The 16,977-nt window shown below is 69.5% G+C and carries 13 protein-coding genes; 12 read left to right on the forward strand and 1 reads right to left on the reverse strand.

The window, feature by feature from the left end; genetic code table 11:
• The first annotated feature begins 115 nt into the window (after positions 1-115).
• The 8 genes from ACE3SG_RS19740 to ACE3SG_RS19775 all read left to right on the forward strand — a co-directional run bounded on the left by ACE3SG_RS19740 (position 116) and on the right by ACE3SG_RS19775 (position 12,821).
• Positions 116-268, forward strand: coding sequence for a rubredoxin (locus ACE3SG_RS19740; RefSeq protein WP_374567862.1), 153 nt, complete (start codon positions 116-118; stop codon positions 266-268).
• A gap of 73 nt (positions 269-341) precedes the next feature.
• Entirely contained in the window at positions 342-749 is a 408-nt protein-coding gene (locus ACE3SG_RS19745; protein WP_374567863.1) for a PleD family two-component system response regulator, read from the forward strand.
• 63 nt (positions 750-812) lie between these two features.
• Entirely contained in the window at positions 813-1,178 is a 366-nt protein-coding gene (locus ACE3SG_RS19750; RefSeq protein WP_329722728.1) for a response regulator, read from the forward strand.
• Positions 1,179-1,211: 33 nt separating this feature from the next.
• Complete coding sequence (locus ACE3SG_RS19755) at positions 1,212-1,739, forward strand: chemotaxis protein CheW (protein ID WP_374567865.1); 528 nt, start codon at positions 1,212-1,214, stop codon at positions 1,737-1,739.
• A gap of 61 nt (positions 1,740-1,800) precedes the next feature.
• Complete coding sequence (locus tag ACE3SG_RS19760) at positions 1,801-4,164, forward strand: methyl-accepting chemotaxis protein (protein ID WP_374567866.1); 2,364 nt, start codon at positions 1,801-1,803, stop codon at positions 4,162-4,164.
• Positions 4,165-4,280: 116 nt separating this feature from the next.
• Positions 4,281-10,676: an Hpt domain-containing protein gene (locus tag ACE3SG_RS19765; RefSeq protein WP_374567868.1), complete on the forward strand. Its 6,396-nt coding sequence runs from the start codon at positions 4,281-4,283 to the stop codon at positions 10,674-10,676.
• A gap of 32 nt (positions 10,677-10,708) precedes the next feature.
• Positions 10,709-11,737 (forward strand): GGDEF domain-containing protein, encoded by a 1,029-nt coding sequence (locus ACE3SG_RS19770; protein WP_374567870.1) that lies wholly within the window; start codon positions 10,709-10,711, stop codon positions 11,735-11,737.
• A gap of 25 nt (positions 11,738-11,762) precedes the next feature.
• The gene (locus ACE3SG_RS19775) at positions 11,763-12,821 is read left to right on the forward strand and encodes an alpha/beta hydrolase (RefSeq protein WP_374567872.1); all 1,059 of its coding nucleotides are present in this window, start codon (positions 11,763-11,765) and stop codon (positions 12,819-12,821) included.
• Between the two features lie 35 nt (positions 12,822-12,856).
• On the opposite strand, the gene ACE3SG_RS19780 is transcribed toward ACE3SG_RS19775, so the two are convergent.
• Positions 12,857-14,344 carry a deoxyribodipyrimidine photo-lyase gene (locus tag ACE3SG_RS19780; protein WP_374567873.1) on the reverse strand — a complete coding sequence of 496 codons (1,488 nt, stop codon included), beginning with the start codon at positions 14,342-14,344 and terminating at the stop codon, positions 12,857-12,859.
• A gap of 99 nt (positions 14,345-14,443) precedes the next feature.
• On the opposite strand from ACE3SG_RS19780, the gene ACE3SG_RS19785 reads away from it, so the two are divergent.
• The 4 genes from ACE3SG_RS19785 to ACE3SG_RS19800 all read left to right on the forward strand — a co-directional run bounded on the left by ACE3SG_RS19785 (position 14,444) and on the right by ACE3SG_RS19800 (position 16,970).
• The gene (locus tag ACE3SG_RS19785) at positions 14,444-15,022 is read left to right on the forward strand and encodes a YqgE/AlgH family protein (RefSeq protein ID WP_374567874.1); all 579 of its coding nucleotides are present in this window, start codon (positions 14,444-14,446) and stop codon (positions 15,020-15,022) included.
• Complete coding sequence (gene ruvX / locus ACE3SG_RS19790) at positions 15,019-15,423, forward strand: Holliday junction resolvase RuvX (RefSeq protein WP_374567875.1); 405 nt, start codon at positions 15,019-15,021, stop codon at positions 15,421-15,423. Before ACE3SG_RS19785 ends, ruvX begins: the two co-directional genes overlap by 4 nt.
• Positions 15,423-15,932: a bifunctional pyr operon transcriptional regulator/uracil phosphoribosyltransferase PyrR gene (pyrR, locus tag ACE3SG_RS19795; RefSeq protein ID WP_374567877.1), complete on the forward strand. Its 510-nt coding sequence runs from the start codon at positions 15,423-15,425 to the stop codon at positions 15,930-15,932. The genes ruvX and pyrR overlap by 1 nt, the downstream gene beginning before the upstream one ends.
• Positions 15,933-16,007: 75 nt before the next feature.
• On the forward strand, positions 16,008-16,970 hold the full coding sequence (locus tag ACE3SG_RS19800) for an aspartate carbamoyltransferase catalytic subunit (RefSeq protein ID WP_329722744.1): 963 nt from the start codon (positions 16,008-16,010) through the stop codon (positions 16,968-16,970).
• Positions 16,971-16,977 lie beyond the last annotated feature (7 nt).

A 16,977-nucleotide genomic window follows, 5' to 3' on the forward strand; every position in this document is an offset into this window, starting at 1 on the left:
AGCTTTGTGGCGTATGTGCCGATAAACCCTTGGCTTTTGCCAGGGGTCGGTGGCTACAATCAAAAGCGATTGTAGTGATCTGGCAACGACAAAAGTGAGTGAATACAGAACCTGGATGTGCCTCATCTGCGGATGGATTTTTGACGAGGCAGCCGGGGACGCCGAGCATGGCATTGCGCCGGGAACCCGTTGGGACGACGTTCCGATGAATTGGACCTGCCCGGAATGCGGCGCACGCAAGGAAGATTTCGAAATGGTTCAGATCTGACACTCGCCGTCATCGCAGCCTTGAATTTCCCGCCGCCATTCAGGCGTGCACAACAATCATCGTTTGGGGGCGAATGGTGACCGATAAAACTACGGAACACCCCGCGTCGGCGACCAGGGTTCTGGTCATTGACGACAGCAACACGATCCGCCGCAGCGCGGAGATCTTCCTGCGCCAAGGCGGCTACGAGGTCGTGTTGGCCGAAGACGGCTTCGATGCCTTGGCCAAGGTCAATGACCATGAGCCGACGCTGATCTTCTGCGACATCCTGATGCCGCGCTTGGATGGATACCAGACTTGCGCCATCATCAAGCGCAATCCGCGTTTCGCCAATGTGCCGGTGGTCATGCTGTCGTCCAAGGATGGTGTGTTCGACAAAGCCCGCGGGCGCATGGTGGGTTCGGACGACTACCTCACCAAGCCCTTCACCAAGGAACAACTGCTGCGCGTGGTCGCGCATTTCCGCTCGATGGCCGCTTAGGCGCCCGTCGGGCACTGCACCACCCGGGCCCCGTGAGCCCGGGGCTTGCCGGAGTTACCCACCATGCCGATCCAGAACATCCTCCTCGTTGACGACTCCAAGACCGAGCTGCACCTGCTGTCGGACATCCTGACGCAGAAGGGCTACACCGTGCGCACCGCCGAGAACGGCGAAGAGGCCATGCGCCGCCTGGCCGAGGCCAAGCCCGACCTGATCCTGATGGACGTGGTGATGCCCGGCACGAACGGCTTCCAGCTGACCCGTGCGATCACCCGTGACCCGCGCTTCGCCGGCGTGCCGGTGATCATGTGCACCAGCAAGAACCAGGAAACCGACCGCGTCTGGGGCCTGCGCCAGGGCGCGAGCGACTACGTCGTCAAGCCGGTCGACGCCAACGACCTGCTGGCCAAGATCCAAGCCCTGGGCTGACGCCCGCCCCACACCCACCGCAGCACTTCCACGATGCCCAGCAAGGACGCCCTCCGGGAACTTCAATTGCGGCTGGCCAACCGGCTCCAGGCCGCCCGCGAACGCCCCCGCGAGTCCGGCTGGCTGGCTGTCGAATGCGCTCAGCTCGGCCTGCTGCTGCCGCTGGCGCAGGCCGGTGAAATCCACGCTGCGCGCCAGGTGGCGCCGGTGCCCCACGCCAAGCCCTGGATGGTCGGGGTGGCGAACCTGCGCGGCCAGCTCAACGCGGTGGTCGACCTGGGCCAGTTCCTGCACCTGCGCGACACGGCCATGCCGACGGCTCCGCGCACCGGCGCGCAACTGGTGATGCTGAACCCGTCGTTGCGGGTCAACGCCGCGATCATGGTGGATCGCCTGGCGGGCCTGCGCGACTCCGAGCAGCTCGAGCGCTTGGCGCCGGCCAACGAACCGCGGCCCGGGTTTGCCGGCCCGTCCTGGCGCGATCCCCAGGGGCGCGTCTGGCAGGAGCTTGATTTGGCGGCCCTGGCGCAAGACCCCCAGTTTCTGGACGTGGCCGCGTGACGCGCCACGGTTTGCCCGAAAGTCGACGCCGCGTGTCGTTCGCGGTCTGTGAGAGGAAACAATGAGTCAGCACGACACCCTGAAGAGCTCCGCCGGCAAGCCCGCCGATTCGCATGGCGCCGCCCCGTCGGGCGACCATGAAGTTGATTTGCTGCTCAGCGAGATCGATCAGCGCCTGGCGAAGGGCGGCCCTTCGGATGCCGGCTCGACGCGCAGCGGCGACGCCGGCCCCTCGACCCACGCCCATGACGCCGGCCCCGACACCGACATCGGCGACGGCGCCGACGGTGCCCACCAGACGGCGCTCGGCGAAGCGCTGGCCGCGGTGGCGCCGGCCGGGGCGGCCGCTGCCGCAGCGGCCGAGGCGCAGATGTCGTCGGCCGACGAGCCGGCGGCGCTGCCGCTGATCGGCAAGCAGCCGCTGGCGCAGCAGCAGCGCGTGCTGCTCGGCCTGATCGTCGGCGGCGCGGTGGCCTTCGTGTTGACGGGTGCGTTGGCGCTGAACGCGGCGACCAAGCAGGCCGGCCAGCTGGCCGCCACCGGTCAGGCGCTGATGCAGTCGCAACGTCTGGCGAAATCGGTGTCGCAGGCGCTGATCGGCAGCCCGGCCGCGTTCCCTGAAATGAAGGAAAGCGGCGAGGTGCTGGCCCGCAGCCTGCGCGGCCTGAACGCCGGCAACGAACAGGTGGCCGCGGCCCCGGCGGCCGTGCAGGAAACCCTGGCGCCGCTGATGCCGCTGCTGGACCGCGCCGAAAAGAACGGCAGCGTGGTGCTGGCCCAGCAGAAGACGCTGACCCAGGTGGGCCAGGCGCTGCGCCTGATCAACCGCCAGTCGTCCGATCTGCTCGAAATCGCCGAGACCGTGAACTCGCTGAAGCTGCAAAGCGGCGCCTCGGCGTCCGAGCTGTCGGCGGTGGGCCAGTTGGTGATGCTGACGCAGCGTATCGGCAAGAGCGCGAACGAATTCCTGACGCTCGAAGGCGTGAGCCCCGAGGCGGTGTTCCTGCTCGGCAAGGACTTGAACTCGTTCCGCGAAATCGCCGATGGCCTGCTCAAGGGCAATGCCGAACTGCGCCTGCCGGGCACCAAGGACCCGCAGGCCAAGGAGCGGCTGGAACAGCTGATCACCCAGTACGAACAGACCCGTACGCAGGCCAGCGCGATTCTGGGCAACCTGCAGGGCCTGGTGTCGGCGCGTGAAGCGCAGGCCGCGATCGTGGGCGACTCCGAGCCGCTGCGAAAGGGTCTCGAAGCCGTGCAGGCGGGCCTGGAAAGCCAGAGCGGCCTGAGCGCCTTGCACATCGCCGTGCTGCTGTTGTCGGGCGTGGCGATTGCGCTGGGTGGCCTGGGCTTGCTGCGCTTGTATGTGCGCAACCAGGCCTTGCGTGCCCAGCAGGCCGAGGAACACGAACGCGAAGCCAAGCGCGTCAACGACGCCAACCAGGCGGCCATTCTGCGGTTGATGAACGAACTGCAGACGGTGGCTGAAGGCGATTTGACGCAGCAAGCGACCGTGACCGAGGACATCACCGGCGCCATCGCCGACTCGGTGAACTACACCGTGGAAGAGCTGCGCAACCTGGTGGCCCAGGTGCAGGGCACGGCAGCGCGGGTGACGCACACGACGCAGCAGGTGGAGTCGACCTCGACCGAGCTGCTGGCCGCGTCGACCGAACAGCTGCGCGAGATTCGCGAAACCGGCGAATCGGTGCTGCAGATGGCGACCCGGATTAACCAGGTGTCCGCGCAGGCCCAGCAGTCGGCCGAGGTGGCCAAGCAGTCGCTGACGGTGACCTCGAACGGCCGCCAGGCGGTGCAGGACTCGATCGGCGGTATGAACGCGATCCGCGAGCAGATCCAGGAGACCTCCAAGCGGATCAAGCGGCTGGGCGAATCGTCCCAGGAGATCGGCGAAATCACCGAACTGATCTCGGACATTACCGAACAGACCAACGTGCTGGCCCTGAACGCCGCCATCCAGGCGGCCTCTGCCGGCGAAGCAGGCCGAGGCTTCTCGGTGGTGGCAGAAGAAGTGCAGCGGCTGGCCGAACGCTCGGCCGACGCGACGCGCCAGATTGCCGCGCTGGTGAAGACCATTCAGACCGACACGCAAGATGCCGTGGCCGCCATGGAGCAGTCGACGCAGGGCGTGGTGCAGGGGGCGCGACTGTCCGATGCGGCCGGTACCGCGCTGGTCGACATCGACCGCGTGACGCGCGAGCTGTCGTCCCTGATTGAAGCGATTTCGGACGAAGCCAAGCGCGAAGCCGATTCCGCCAACCTGGTGGCCGCCAACATCCAGCACATCTTCGCGGTGACGGAACAAGCCGGTGACGGTACCCGCTCCACCGCGCACATGGTGCACGAGCTGTCGCGTACCGCCGATGAACTGCGTCAATCAGTGGATCGGTTCAAGATCGCTTGACGTGTTGTCGACCTTCCACTCGCTGTGCTCCCGCCTTGTGAGGGAGCACTTGGCCGCCCCAGGGCGGCCTTGCGGCATTTGACGCCGCCTGCCGATCGACCAATTCAGCGAACGCCATGCCCTCTGACCGCGATCAAACCTTGCCTGGCGACCTGAGCGCCCTGGCGTGGGTGCAGGAAGAACTGCGCCGGACGTTGGACCAGGCCCACAAGTCGTTGCGTCGCCACCTGCGCGATCTCGAACAGCGCGCTGGTGCCGAGCCCGAGGCCGATGCCCCGCCGACCGCACTGCTGCAAGCCCGCACCCTGATGCACCAGGGCGTCGGTGCCCTCGAAATGATCGGGCTGCCGGCGGCTGCGCGCTGCCTGAACGCCAGCGAACAGGCGGTCAGCCGCCTGATCGACCGCACGGTGCCGCTCGACAACGCGGCCATCGAAGCGATCGAGCACGCGTCGTTTGCGCTGCTCGATTTCCTGCGCCGCGAACTGGCCGGCCAGCCGCTGTCGCCGCTGACGCTGTTCCCGCAGTACAAGGCCGTGCTGGCGATGGCCAAGGTGGACCGCATCCACCCGGCCGACCTGTGGGAAGCCGAAGACCGCAGCGAACCGGTGCCGAGCTGGGACTCCGGCTTCGCGCCGCTGGAGCCTGACCAAGAGGTGCACGCCGCCATCGAGTCGGCGATGCTGAAGGCGCTGCGCAGCGGCGACAACGCGTCGCTGCACCGCATGAGCGACCTGTTCGCCGGCCTGTCGTCGAGCGCCCAGGGCCGCACCGCCACGCTGTGGCAGCTGGCATCGGCCTTCTACGAGGCCCAGGCTGTCGGCGCGCTGAAGGCCGACCTGTACACCAAGCGGCTGGTTTCGCGCCTGCTGGCGCAGTTGCGTGCGGTCGAGCGCGGCGCCACCGACGGCCCGGGTCGCCTGCTGCGTGACCTGCGCTTCTTCTGCGCCCAGGCGCGCCCGGTGAACACCAACGTGGCACCGCGGCTGGCCCAGGTGCGCCGCTCGATGGCGCTGGGCAACGCCGAGCCGGTCAACTACGACGTCAGCCCACTCGGTCGTTTCGACCCGGCGATCATCCCGCTGGCGCGCAAGCGCGTGTCGGCCCTGAAGGAAACCTGGTCGGCGCTGGTCTCGGGCGACACGGCGCTGGGCGCCGCGGTGCCCGAACAGGCCGCGCTGGTGGCCGAGTCGGTGCGCCAGATCTACCCGCAAGGCGATGAGCTTTCCGCCGCCTTGATGGCCGCCACGCAGCGCGGCCACACCCCGTCGCCCGCGTTGGCGATGGAGGTCGCGACGGCGCTGTTGTGTGTCGACGCTTCGCTGGACGACATCGACCTCGACCGGCCCGAGATGCAGCAGCGCATGCACCGCCTGGCGCAGCGCCTGAGCACGGTGACGGCCGGTGGCGAGCAGCCACCGGTGGAGCCGTGGATGGAGGTGCTGTACCGCGAGGTGTCGGACCGCCAGACCATGGGCAGCGTGGTCGCCGAGTTGCGCGCGTCGCTGGCCGAGATCGAGCAGCAGCTCGACCGCTTCAGCCGCCAGCCCGACGACAAGGAACTGCTCAAGAGCGTGCCGGGCGAGCTGGCCGCGATGCGCGGCGTGCTGTCGGTGCTGGGCCTGGACCAGGCCTCGCTCGCGGTCCAGCGCATGCGCGACGACGTCGACGCAATGATGCTGGCGACCGAAGCCGGCGAAGACATGGCCGGCCGCCTGGCCGACAACGTCGGCGGCCTGTCGTTCATGATCGACATGCTGGGCGTGCAGCCGCAGCTGGCCAAGACCCTGTTCCGCTTCAACGCCGAGACCGGCCGCTTCGCCGCGGTCATGGGCCACACCCGCGTGACCCAGACGGCCGGCCCGGCTGCCGAAGCCGGCCTGATCGAGCAAGCCCAGTCGCTGGTCGAATCGGCCACGGCCCACAGCATGTCCGACGACGACCTGTCGCGCACGCTGGACAACTTGTCGAACCAGGCCGTTGCCGCCGACGCGCCGCAACTGGCGGTGCGCGCGGCCCAGGCGCGTGACGCGCTGGCCAGCGCCGCCAGCGAGGCCGAGCGCGACGCCGCACGCGCCGACATCGCCCAGACCATGGGCGATTTCGTCGCCAAGCAAGAGCCCCCGCCGCCGCCCGAATCGCCGCGCAGCCGGCCGATGCCGTTGGACGAAGAGCCCGACGACATGCGCGAGATCTTCTTCGAGGAAGCGCGCGAGGTCGTCGAAGGTGGCGAGGCCGCACTGGCCCAGCTGGCCGAGCAGCCGCAGGACCTGGAAGCGCTGACCGTCTTGCGCCGCGCCTTCCACACCCTGAAGGGCAGCTCGCGCATGGTCGGCCTGAAGGACTATGGCGAAGCCGCCTGGGCCTGCGAGCAGCTGTTCAACGCGCGCCTGGCCGAAGCCGTGGTCGAAGCCGACCCGGCGCTGCGCGACTTCAGCACGCGTGCCCTGAGTCTGCTGTCGCAGTGGGTCGATGCGCTGTCTTCGGGCCGCGGCAACGTGCCCGACGGTCGCCCGCTGGCCAAGGAGGCCGAGGCCCTGCGCCTGCGCCAGGATGTGGCGGCTCCCGCTCCCGCCCCGGCGCCAGTCGCTGCGCCGGCGGTCGAAAGCGAGCCGCCGCTGATCGACCTGTCGTCGCTCGACACGGCCCCGATGCTCGAGCCGTCGATGGCGTCGCCGTTCATCACCGCCGACACCCTGCCCGAGCTGCCGTCGCTCGACCTGCCGGCGCTGCCCGAGGTGCAGGAGCTGTCCGACGCCGATCTGGCGCTGCCCGAGCTTCACGAGCCCGCGGCCGAAGCCACGCTGCCCGCCGACATCGAGCCGACCACGTTGCGCCTGCCGGCCGAGCCGGCCGCTGCGCCCACACCCACCCCCGCACCGGCGCCTGTGGCGCGGCGGCCGGCGCGCGAGCCCGGCGCCGAGTGGGCGTCGACCGCCGAGATGTCGCTCGGCGATCTGCTGGGCGAGTCGCTCAACGAGGAGCCCGAAGAGCTGGCCAGCCAGGCGCTGGAGTCGGTCGACCTGGAGCTGGACCTCGAGCTGCCGATCGAACCGCCGGCGGTCGAAGCCGCCCCCGAGCCGGAGCAGGCCGTTGCCGCCGAAGCCGTGGCGGCCGAAGTGCCGGCCGAGCTGGCGCCGCTGCCCGAGCCGGTGGTCGAAGAGACAGCCGCCGCGGCCACGCCCGCCGAGGCCGCGCCCGAAGACGATGCCGATCGCTACAAGGTGGTCGGCCCGCTGCGGATCCAGATCGCGCTGTTCAACATCTTCCTCAACGAAGCCGACGAGCAGTCGCGCCGCCTCGGGGTCGAGATCGCCGAATGGCAGCACGAGCTGGACCGCCCCGTCGGCGAGGCTGCGGTGGCGCTGGCCCATTCGTTGGCCGGCAACTCGGCGGCCGTGGGCTACAGCGACCTGTCGAACCTGGCGCGCCGCCTGGAGCACGGCCTGGAGCGCTCGGTCCTGCGGGGCATGGGCCAGCCCGACGAGGCGCGGCTGTTTGCCGACGTGGGCGACGAAATCCGCCGCCTGCTGCACCAGTTCGCCGCCGGGTTCCTGAAGCCCGTGGCCACCGAGCTGTTGGCACGCCTGGATGCGCACGAGGCGCGCGAGGCACAAGAGGCCCTGGCCGCCGGCCGCTCCAGCCTGGCCCCGTTGGACGGGCCGGTGTCGGCGGTGATGAATTTCGGCCCGGTGCCGTCCGAGCCGATGCCGCTGCAGGCGCCCGCCGCACCGGCGCCAATGGCCGAGGTGGCAGAGGCGGCCGAGGTGCCCGAGCCGGTGCCGCCCGCCCCGGCCCCGGCCGAAGAGGAAGCTCCCGTGGCCGCCCCGGTGGCCATGGCGCCGCCCGCCCCGGTGGCCGAACTGGCGACCGAGCCCGACGAAGAAGAAGCCGGCCCGGTGACGATGCAGGCCCCGCTGGGTGCCGTGCGCTTCACCTCGTTGAGCGATGAACAAGCGCCGTCCGATGTCGACGAGCCGGTGCCCGTCTCGGTGGCCCGCGAAGGCCTGTGGGGCGATTTCACCGAAGACCTGGACACCGAAGACTCGATCGACGAAGAGTTGATCCCGATCTTCATCGACGAAGGCCGGGACCTGATTCCGGCCCTGGCGCAAGCCGTGCGGCAGTGGGAAGCCGAGCCGCAGGCCAGCGATTCGGCGACCGCCGCCATGCGGGTGCTGCACACGATCAAGGGCAGCTCGCGTCTGGCGGGTGCGATGCGCCTGGGCGAAATCGCCCACCGCCTGGAAACCGCGATTGGCCAGGTCACCGCGCAGGGCACGCCCGACGCCGCGGTGCTGTCGCACCTGCACAGCGGTGTCGACGCATTGGCCGAAGAGTTCCAGCGCCTGTTGGGTGGTGGGGCACCGGCCGAGAAGGCCAAGCCCGCCCCGGCCGTGCTGGCGCCCCCGGTGCCGGCTCCGGCAGCGGCTGCGCTGCCGACCGTCGACGTCGGCGTGGTGCCGAAGGCCTTGCCGGTGGCCGAAGCGCCTGCCAAGCCCGAGCCGGTCACCGCCGGCGGGGCGACGCCCACGGCGATCGACTGGGGCCGCTTCGCCGTGCACGCCGCGGCAGCGCCGGGCGCCGGCCATGCGGGCGCCGAAATGGGCGGTGGCATCGTGCGCGTGCGCGCGCCGCTGCTCGAGCGCCTGGTCAGCCACGCCGGTGAGGTGGGCATCGCGCGCGCCCGTATCGAGTCCGACATGGGCCAGTTGCAGGGCGCGCTGAAAGAACTGACGGACAACCTGGACCGCTTGCGTCGCCAACTGCGCGACCTGGAGTTGCAGGCCGAAACCCAGATGACGTCGCGCATGGAAGCGGCACGCCATTCGCAGCAGGCCTTCGACCCGCTCGAAATGGACCGCTTCACCCGCGTGCAGGAACTGACGCGGATGCTGGCCGAGTCGGTCGGCGACGTGGGCACGGTGCAGCGCGGCATTCAGCTGACGCTGCAGAGCACGGAAGACCAACTGGCCTTCCAGGCCCGGTTGACGCGCGACCTGCAGGACGACCTGCTGCGGGCGCGCATGGTCGAGTTCGACACGCTGTCGGACCGGCTGTACCGCACCGTGCGCCAGGCCGCGAAGGAATCGGGCAAACAGGTGCGCCTGAACCTGGTCGGCGGTGCGATCGAACTCGACCGCAGCGTGCTGGACCGCATGGCGCCGGCGTTCGAACACTTGCTGCGCAACGCGGTGGCGCACGGCATTGAAACGCCGGCCGTCCGCGAAGCAACCGGCAAAGATCCGCACGGCAACATCGAAGTCAGCCTGCACCAGGCCGGCAATGAAGTGCGCATCGAAGTGCGCGACGATGGCGCCGGCCTGAACCTGGCCCGCATCGCCGAGCGCGCGCGTCGCCTGGGCCTGCTGGCGGCCGACGCCAAGCCGACCGAAGGCGAGCTGGCCGGCCTGATCTTCACGCCAGGCTTCTCGACCGCCGACCAGATCACCGAACTGGCCGGCCGGGGCGTCGGCATGGACGTGGTGCGCGCCGAAGTCACCTCGCTGGGCGGTCGCATCGAGACCGCCAGCGCCACTGGCCGCGGCACGGCGTTCCAGCTGGTGCTGCCGCTGACCACCGCCGTCACCCAGGTGGTGGCGCTGGCCTGCGGCGAGCTGCACATGGCGGTGCCGGCCACCCTGGTGGAAACCGTGCGCCGCGTGCCGGTGGCCGAGGTCGAAGCGGCCTACCACAGCGGCGTGTTGCGCCACGGTGACCAGGAGGTGCCGTTCTTCTGGCTCGGCAGCCTGCTGCAGCACGGCCTGCGCGGCGCCGCGGAGGGCAAGACCACCCACGTGGTGATCGCCCGCAGCGCGCAGCAGCGCGTCGCGCTGCACGTCAGCCAGGTGCTGGGCAACCAGGAAGTGGTGGTCAAGAACCTCGGCCCGCAACTGGGCCGCCTGCCTGGCCTGGCCGGCATGTCGCTGCTGGCCAGCGGCGAGACGGTGCTGATCTACAACCCGGTGGCGCTGGCCACGATCTACGGCGACGACGCCCGCCAGCGTCTGGTGCAATGGCTGCAGGAGCCGACCGCGCCGGTGATGGACCAACTGGTCGAGCCGTCGCTGGAAGAGACGCTGGCGGTGGTGTCGCCGGTGACCGAAGGCGCGATCCCGCGCAACGAGAACCGCGCTCCGCTGGTGATGGTGGTCGACGATTCGCTGACCGTGCGCCGCGTGACCCAGCGCCTGCTGCTGCGCGAAGGCTACCGCGTGGTGCTGGCCCGCGACGGCCTGGATGCGCTGGAACAGCTGGCCGACGAGCGGCCGGCCGTGATGCTCAGCGACATCGAGATGCCACGCATGGACGGCTTCGACCTGGTGCGCAACGTGCGTAACGATGCCCGCCTGCAAGACCTGCCGGTGATCATGATCACGTCGCGCATCGCGCAAAAGCACCGCGAACACGCGCAGGAACTGGGGGTCGACCACTACCTGGGCAAGCCGTACGATGAAGATGCTTTGCTGGCCCTGGTACGCTCCTATGCACAACCCGCGGTGCCGGCATGAAGGGGCTGCGGCGGCCCCATTGATCAGGATGCATGGCCCAAATCGTTGACCAACTGGCCGAACTCACCGGCCTGCGCGACCGCGACACGCTGGACGTCAGTTTGGTGACGTCGATCCGCGACCTGCTGCATCCGTGCAGCGTCGCGGTTCACCGTGTGGTCGGCGATTCTGGCGACGAGCGGTGGTTGACGAGGGCCCATCTGGGGGCCGACGACGTGGCCGCCCGGGCCGATTCGTCCTGGGCCGATCCTCGGGCCTTGCCGCTGCTGGCCGACCGGCCAGAGCGCCTGCAGTGCCTGCAGACCGCGGCCGAAATCGAGCTGACTGGCGAAAAGCAGACCACCTTGTTGCTGCCGCTGGCGTCCGACACCGGGGTGATCGGCGTGGTCGAGCTGGTCACCGAGCAGCCGCTGAACGACGACTTCAAGCGCCTGCTGGTGGGCGTGTTGCGCATCTACCGCAACGTGCAGGGCCTGCTCGACTACAGCGAGCGCGACACGCTGACGGGCCTGCTGAACCGCAAGAGCTTCGACGAGACCTTCTACAAGGCCTCGGCCGTGCCTCGATCGGCCTCGACCGACCAGCCCGGCGACCGGCGCCATGCGGCCGCCGGCAGCTATTGGCTGGGCGTGGTCGACATCGACCACTTCAAGCAGGTCAACGACGGCTTCGGCCACCTGATCGGCGACGAAGTGCTGCTGCTGCTGTCGCGGGTGATGCGCAGCTGCTTCCGTTTCTATGACCAGCTCTACCGCTTCGGCGGTGAAGAGTTCGTCGTCTTGTTGCGCTGCACCAGCGAAGAAGACGCGCTGGCCGCGCTCGAACGCTTCCGCGAAGCGGTGCGTGGCTATGTCTTCCCGCAGGTCAAGCAGATCACCGTGAGCGTGGGGTTCACCGACGTGCGCAACGGTGATTCGCCCAACGCCGCCGTCGAGCGCGCGGACCGCGCCGTCTACTTCGCGAAGAACCACGGCCGCGACCAGGTGCGTTGCCATGCCGCCCTGGTGCGCGAGGGCCTGCTTGAAGACGACAAGAAGGCCGGCGACATCGACTTGTTTTGAGCCTGGCTTGGCCGGGCCGTCCACCATGAATCGAACCCCCTCGGATCCGCCGCGCCACCGCGGCGGCTGGAAACGTTGGCTGGCCGCCATCCTCGGCGGCGCCGGCGCGGCCCAGGCGGCCGCCCCTGAAACCCCGGTGGCGCCCGCGCCGCCCGTGGCGCGAAGCCCGTCGAGCCCTGCGCCGGCGGTGCCGCCCGGCCCTGCGCCAGGCCCGGCACCCGCCCCTGCGGCAAACGCCGCCCCGGCGCCCGTGGCCCCGGGCGGCTCGGCCCTCAGCCGCGCCGCGGTGGTGATCTACAAGACCACCCCCGATGCCAAACTGAAGATGCATTTCGCGCGGCCCGAGCCCGAGCGGTTTCCGGGCCTGCGGCCGTGCGTGCTGTTCTTCCACGGCGGCGCCTGGCGCAGTGGCGACCCCAAGCAGTTCATGGCCTATGCGCAGAAGCTGGCCGACGTGGGCGTGATCGGCATCAGCGTGCAATACCGCCTGATGCGCGACGGCGATGACCTGCCCCTGCGCGCAGTGCAGGACGCCCGCTCGGCCTTGCGCTATGTGCGGGCCAAGGCCGCCCAACTGGGCTGCGACGTGCAGCGCATCGGCGCCGGCGGCGGCTCCAGCGGCGGCCACCTGGCGGCCATGGCCGCGGTGGCCAATGCGCCGGTGGTGGCCGGCAAGCCGGCGCCCGCCAACCCGCTGGACGACCCCAGCGACGACCTGAGCGTCAGCCCACGTCCGCAGGCCTTGTTCTTGATGAACCCGCCGCTCAACCTCGAGCGCTACGATCGGCCGGTGCCGGTCGAACAGCGGCGCCAGCTCTCGCCCACGGTGCTGATGGACGCCACGCTGCCGCCGACCTGGATCTTCCATGGCACGGCCGACAAGGTGGTGCCGTTCTCGCAGGTCACCGAGTTCCGCGACCGTTCACGCGCGCTGGGCGGCGGCGAGGTCACCGTGCAGGCCTTCCCCGGCCGCAACCACGGCTTTTTCAACGCCAAGCGTGGCGATGGCGGTGACTTCGAGACCACCGTCACCGGCATCGTGAACGGCCTGAAGAAGCTCGGCTGGGTCGACGACAAGCACTGACCACTGCGGCCTGACGAGGCTGCGCGGCCGGGTCTTCAGGTGCGGCGCGCGACCGCGAAGCGCTCCAGGGTCCGCTGGCGCGCGATGTCGTGGTCGACGATGGGCTCGGGGTAGTCGCGGCCGATCACCAGCCCTGCGGCCTGCAGCTCCAGCGGCTTGGCCTTCCACGGTGCGTGGATCGCCGGCGCGTCGAGCCCGGCCAGCACCGGCAGGTAGCGCTTGATGAAGCGGCCCTCGGGGTCGAACTTTTCGCTCTGCGACAACGGGTTGAAGATGCGGAAGTACGGCTGCGCATCGCAGCCGGTGGACGCGGCCCACTGCCAACCGCCGTTGTTGGCGGCCAGGTCGAAATCGTTCAGCCACTGGGCGAACCAGGCCTCGCCGCGGCGCCAGTCCAGCCCCAGGTCCTTGACCAGGAAACTGGCGCTGACCATGCGCAGCCGGTTGTGCATGTAGCCGGTCAGGCGCAGCTGCAGCATCGCCGCGTCGACCAGCGGGTAGCCGGTGCGGCCCTCGCACCAGGCGGCGAACAGCGCGTCGGCATGTTTGCCGTGCTCCCACTTGATCGCGTCGTACTCGGGCTTGAAGGCATGGCCGACCACGCGCGGGTGGTGGTGCAGCACCTGGTGGTAGAAATCGCGCCAGATCAGCTCGGACAACCACACCTCGGCCCCCGGCGAGGCGGCCTGCACACGCTGCCAGGCCTCGCGCGCCAGCCGGCGGATCGACACCGTGCCGAAGCGCAGGTGCACCCCGAGGTAGCTGGGGCCTTTGACGGCCGGAAAGTCGCGCGCACGGCCGTAGTCGTCGATCCGCTGCAGGAAGTCGTCGAGCAGCTCGTCCGCGCCGGTGCTGCCGCTGGGCAGCCGGAGCGTGTGCAGGTCGGTGGTCTCGAAGCCGATGTCGACCAGGCTCGGCACCCCGGGGTCGCCGGCTGCGTCGGGCCAGCGGGCCAGGCTGGCCGCATGGCGCGCCACCGGGTAGGCGCGCAGGTAGAAGCTGTCGACCTTCTTCAGCCAGGCGTTCTTGTAGGGGGTGAACACGCTGTAGGGCGTGCCGGTGGCCGTCATCACCTCGTCACGCTCGAAGATCACGTGGTCCTTGACCGTGTAGAGCGAGCGGCCGGCGTCGGCCAGCACCCCGCGCGCCGCAGCGTCGCGGGCCAGCGCCGCCGGCTCGTCGTCGTGGGCGGCGTAGACCGCCTGTACCCGCAATTGCCCGGCCAGCCGCGCCACCTCGTCGACCGCGTGGCCCTGGCGCACGATCAGGCCGACATCCGGCACCCCATGTGATTGGCCGAGCGCCCGCAGCTGCGCATCCAGGTCGACCAGGCTGTCGCGAATGAACTCGACGCGCCGGTCGGCCCGCGGCAGCGGCGCGAGGATGTCGGTGTCGAAGACGAAGACCGCATACACCTGGCGCGCGCCTCGGCAGGCGGCGTACAGCGCGGCGTGGTCGTCGGCGCGCAGGTCACGGCGAAACCAGACCAGCGCGCGGTCCAGCACGGGGGTGGTGGGCGTCATCACCACAGTGTCGCCGCTCCGGCGGCCCGGGGTGCCACCCTGCTGCCGCCCTGGATGAAAGCCGCCGGACTTTCGGAGGGGCTGAAATAGAATGTCGGCATGGCGTCGGAAGGCATCAACCTCACCAATCAGTTCCTGATCGCCATGCCCGGCATGGCCGACGACACCTTCTCGGGCGCCGTGGTCTACCTGTGCGAGCACAGCGACAAGGGCGCCCTCGGTCTGGTGATCAACAAGCCGATCGACATCACGCTGGCCAACCTGTTCGAAAAGGTCGACCTGAGCCTCGAGGGCAACGATCTGGCCGAGCAGCCGGTCTACTTTGGCGGCCCGGTGCAGACCGAGCGGGGCTTCGTGCTGCACGAGCCCCAAGGTGGCGATGCCCAGGGCTTCAGCTCGACGCTGCAGGTGCCCGGCGGGCTCGAAATGACCACCAGCAAGGACGTGCTCGAAGCGATGTCGCACGGCCAGGGCCCGAAGCGGGTGCTGGTGACGCTGGGCTACAGCGGCTGGTCGGCCGGCCAGCTCGAAGACGAGATCGGCCGCAACGGCTGGCTGACCGTCGACGCGGAGCCCGGGATCATCTTCGACACGCCGGTGGCCGAGCGCTACGACCGCGCGCTGGCGCTGCTGGGCATCGACCCGCGCATGCTGTCGCAAGAGGCGGGGCACGCGTGAGCGGCGGCGCTCGCGCGGCCGAACAATCCTTCCTTGCTTTTGATTTTGGTGTCAGGCGGGTCGGGGTGGCCGGCGGTTCGCTGGTGCTGCGCCAGGCGCGGCCGCTGAAGACCATCGCCGCCGAGGGCGATGCGCGATTCGCGGCCATCGCGGCGCTGATCGCCGAATGGCAGCCCGACGCGCTGGTCGTCGGCGTTCCCTTCCATCCCGACGGTGCCGAGCACGACAATACCCACCGCGCGCGGCGCTTCGCCCGCCAGCTGCACGGCCGCTTCAAGCTGCCGGTGCACGAGGTCGACGAGCGCTACACGACGACCGAGGCGCGGGCCGCGGGCGCGGCCGACCTGGACGCGGCCTCCGCGGCGCTGATCCTGGACCAATTCTTTCGCGAGATGCCCTGATGACGACCTTGCTGCTCGATGCCGAGGCCCTGTACGCCGAGTTGCGCCAGGGTGTGCGCGGCCTGCTCAAACCCGAGACGTCGCTGGTCGGCATCTGGTCGGGCGGCGCCTGGCTGGCCGAGCGTCTGCAGGCCGACCTGGGCCTGGCCGGCGCGCACGGCGTGATCTCCAGCACCCTGCACCGAGACGATTTTGGCGAGCGCGGCCTGGCCTCGGGCACCGACGCCACGCACCTGCCGTTCGAGATCGATGGCCGCCACATCCTGCTGATCGACGATGTGCTCTACACCGGCCGAACCATCCGCGCCGTGATCAACGAGCTGTTTGATTTCGGCCGCCCGGCCAGCGTCGAGCTGGCGGTGCTGGTCGATCGTGGGGGGCGCCAGCTGCCCATCGCCGCGGCCTATGCCGCAGCCCGCGTTGCCCTGCCGGCCAGCCAGCGCCTGTCGCTGGCTCGGCAGGACGACGGCCGCTTCACTTTTTCCGTCAAGGACGACCCGCTGACATGAGACCCGCACGCCCACTTCGTTCGCTGCCCCCCGACGGGGCCGTCAGCACCTTCGGAACGGCCGGGCGGTACTGACATGCTGTCGCGCCGCAACCCCCAGCTGAACAGCCACGGCGAGCTGATCCACCTGTTGTCGATCGAGGGCCTGCCGCGGGCCGTGTTGACGCACATCCTGGACACCGCGGGCACCTTCCTGTCGGTCAACGACCGCGAGGTGAAGAAGGTGCCGCTGCTGCGTGGCAAGAGCGTGTTCAACCTGTTCTTCGAGAACTCGACCCGCACCCGCACGACCTTCGAGATCGCCGCCAAGCGCCTGAGCGCCGACGTGATCAATCTCGACATCGCCAAGTCCAGCGCGTCCAAGGGCGAGAGCCTGCTCGACACGATCGCCAACCTCAGCGCCATGCACGCCGACATGTTCGTCGTGCGGCACAGCGAGTCCGGCGCGCCGTACCTGATCGCCCAGCACTGCGCACCGCATGTGCACGTGGTGAATGCCGGTGACGGCCGCCACGCGCACCCGACGCAAGGCTTGCTGGACATGTACACGATCCGGCACTTCAAGAAAGACTTTTCCAACCTGACGGTGGCAATCGTCGGCGACATCGTGCACTCGCGCGTGGCCCGCTCGGACATCCATGCGCTGACGACGCTGGGCGTGCCCGAGATCCGCGCCGTAGGCCCGAAGACGCTGGTACCGGGCGACCTGGCGCAGATGGGTGTGCGCGTGTGCCACGACATGGCCGAGGGCATCCGCGGCGCCGACGTGATCATCATGCTGCGGCTGCAGAACGAGCGCATGAGCGGCGCGATGCTGCCCAGCGCCGGCGAGTTCTTCAAGAACTACGGCCTGACCGACGACAAGCTTGCGCTGGCCAAGCCCGACGCGATCGTGATGCACCCGGGCCCGATCAACCGCGGCGTCGAGATCGATTCGTCGGTGGCCGACGGCACGCACAGCGTGATCCTGCCGCAGGTGACTTTCGGTATCGCGGTGCGCATGGCCGTGATGTCGATCATTGCTGGCAACGAAGCTTGAGCGAAGA

Source organism: Ideonella sp., from assembly GCF_041914305.1.
Taxonomy (GTDB): Bacteria; Pseudomonadota; Gammaproteobacteria; order Burkholderiales; family Burkholderiaceae_C; genus Ideonella.

Bases quoted from the DNA above. Each gene is read 5' to 3' on its own strand.
- ACE3SG_RS19740 (WP_374567862.1), top strand. From the start codon at position 116: ATGTGCCTCATCTGCGGATGGATTTTTGACGAGGCAGCCGGGGACGCC.
- ACE3SG_RS19745 (WP_374567863.1), top strand. From the start codon at position 342: ATGGTGACCGATAAAACTACGGAACACCCCGCGTCGGCGACCAGGGTT.
- ACE3SG_RS19750 (WP_329722728.1), top strand. From the start codon at position 813: ATGCCGATCCAGAACATCCTCCTCGTTGACGACTCCAAGACCGAGCTG.
- ACE3SG_RS19755 (WP_374567865.1), top strand. From the start codon at position 1,212: ATGCCCAGCAAGGACGCCCTCCGGGAACTTCAATTGCGGCTGGCCAAC.
- ACE3SG_RS19760 (WP_374567866.1), top strand. From the start codon at position 1,801: ATGAGTCAGCACGACACCCTGAAGAGCTCCGCCGGCAAGCCCGCCGAT.
- ACE3SG_RS19765 (WP_374567868.1), top strand. From the start codon at position 4,281: ATGCCCTCTGACCGCGATCAAACCTTGCCTGGCGACCTGAGCGCCCTG.
- ACE3SG_RS19770 (WP_374567870.1), top strand. From the start codon at position 10,709: ATGGCCCAAATCGTTGACCAACTGGCCGAACTCACCGGCCTGCGCGAC.
- ACE3SG_RS19775 (WP_374567872.1), top strand. From the start codon at position 11,763: ATGAATCGAACCCCCTCGGATCCGCCGCGCCACCGCGGCGGCTGGAAA.
- ACE3SG_RS19780 (WP_374567873.1), bottom strand. From the start codon at position 14,344: ATGACGCCCACCACCCCCGTGCTGGACCGCGCGCTGGTCTGGTTTCGC.
- ACE3SG_RS19785 (WP_374567874.1), top strand. From the start codon at position 14,444: ATGGCGTCGGAAGGCATCAACCTCACCAATCAGTTCCTGATCGCCATG.
- pyrR (WP_374567877.1), top strand. From the start codon at position 15,423: ATGACGACCTTGCTGCTCGATGCCGAGGCCCTGTACGCCGAGTTGCGC.
- ACE3SG_RS19800 (WP_329722744.1), top strand. From the start codon at position 16,008: ATGCTGTCGCGCCGCAACCCCCAGCTGAACAGCCACGGCGAGCTGATC.